Origin of the sequence: Flavobacterium soyangense, assembly GCF_015277675.1 — a bacterium.
Lineage (GTDB): Bacteria > Bacteroidota > Bacteroidia > Flavobacteriales > Flavobacteriaceae > Flavobacterium > Flavobacterium soyangense.
In genome coordinates this window covers 1-1,068 of the sequence record NZ_JADHEC010000094.1, presented here as the reverse complement: position 1 = coordinate 1,068, position 1,068 = coordinate 1, and the positions used below count along the sequence as shown (strand labels likewise).

Annotated in this window: 2 protein-coding genes; both read left to right on the top strand. The window is 25.7% G+C overall.

Annotated features, from left to right (window positions below; translation table 11 throughout):
* On the top strand, positions 1-212 hold a 212-nt coding region (locus IR213_RS16145), incomplete at its 5' end, for a DNA methyltransferase (RefSeq protein WP_228479221.1).
* Positions 209-1,068, top strand: an 860-nt coding sequence (locus tag IR213_RS16140) for a CfrBI family restriction endonuclease (RefSeq protein ID WP_194313305.1), incomplete at its 3' end; no start/stop codon positions are given. The genes IR213_RS16145 and IR213_RS16140, both read left to right, overlap by 4 nt.

Here is a 1,068-nt window from a genome sequence, read left to right as displayed (position 1 = left end):
AATATTACTCGTTAAAAGGAGATTTAGTTTTTGATCCTTTTGCTGGCAGTGGTACTTTAGGTCAAGCTGCTTTAGACTATGGAAGAAATATATTTTTAACTGAAATACAATTAGATTACTTTGAACGTATAAAAGAAAAGTTAAATCTTTATTTCGATGTAGAATTTTTAAATTCAGATAGTTTTTTATTTAGAGAGGAAGTTATTGAATGAGTACTTTTACTACAGTTTCTTTAAAAAATGTTTTAAATAAATTATATGAAGGAGAAGATTATAGAGGAGAGGTTATTTCTTTAATACAAGATAATTTTATAGCGTATTCTTTAGATTTTCTAAAAAGAGTAATGTTAGCTAAAATTGAAAATAAAGATATTACAGTTGATTGGTATGAAAAAGAATTTATACAAAATGAAGATTTAAAAAAAGATGAAATCGCAATCAATTCTGGTATGAACATGAAAACTATTTCAAATAAGTATAAAACTACTAAAAAGGATATAGTAATATCAGCATCAAATGATCAATATGATGATTTAAAAAGAGCAATTGATGAGCTAATTGATGTTGAAAAAGATTTAGATTTAACATTAACAATTAAATATAACAAAGCTAGTGTTGACTTAACTTTAAATGAAACTCTGATAGTTATTAATACATTAGCAGTTAAACGTGCAGCAATTAGAGCGGGCGCTTGGAGTTCAATAGGTAAAAATATTGAAAAACCATTAATGAAAAGTCTATGTATTTTATATGGCGTTCCTGAAAAAAATTATGAAATCATATATAAAAAAGCAGATTATTCAAAAAATGAAGATATTTATAGTCGGGAAATAGACTTTTATTTAGTTGATAATACTGAGAAATCTTTGTTGTGTGAAGTAAAACTAATGGGTAAAGGTAATCCAGAAGTTGCAGATGCAGTCATTGCTAGAAAAACAAATTTATTTGTAGCTGATACACTTTCAGAAACAAATAAAAGACAGTTAAAAGATTGGAATATTGAGTGGATAGAGTTACGTGCTAAAAAAGGTTATGAAAAAGTCAAAGATGTTTTAAAATCTTTAAATAT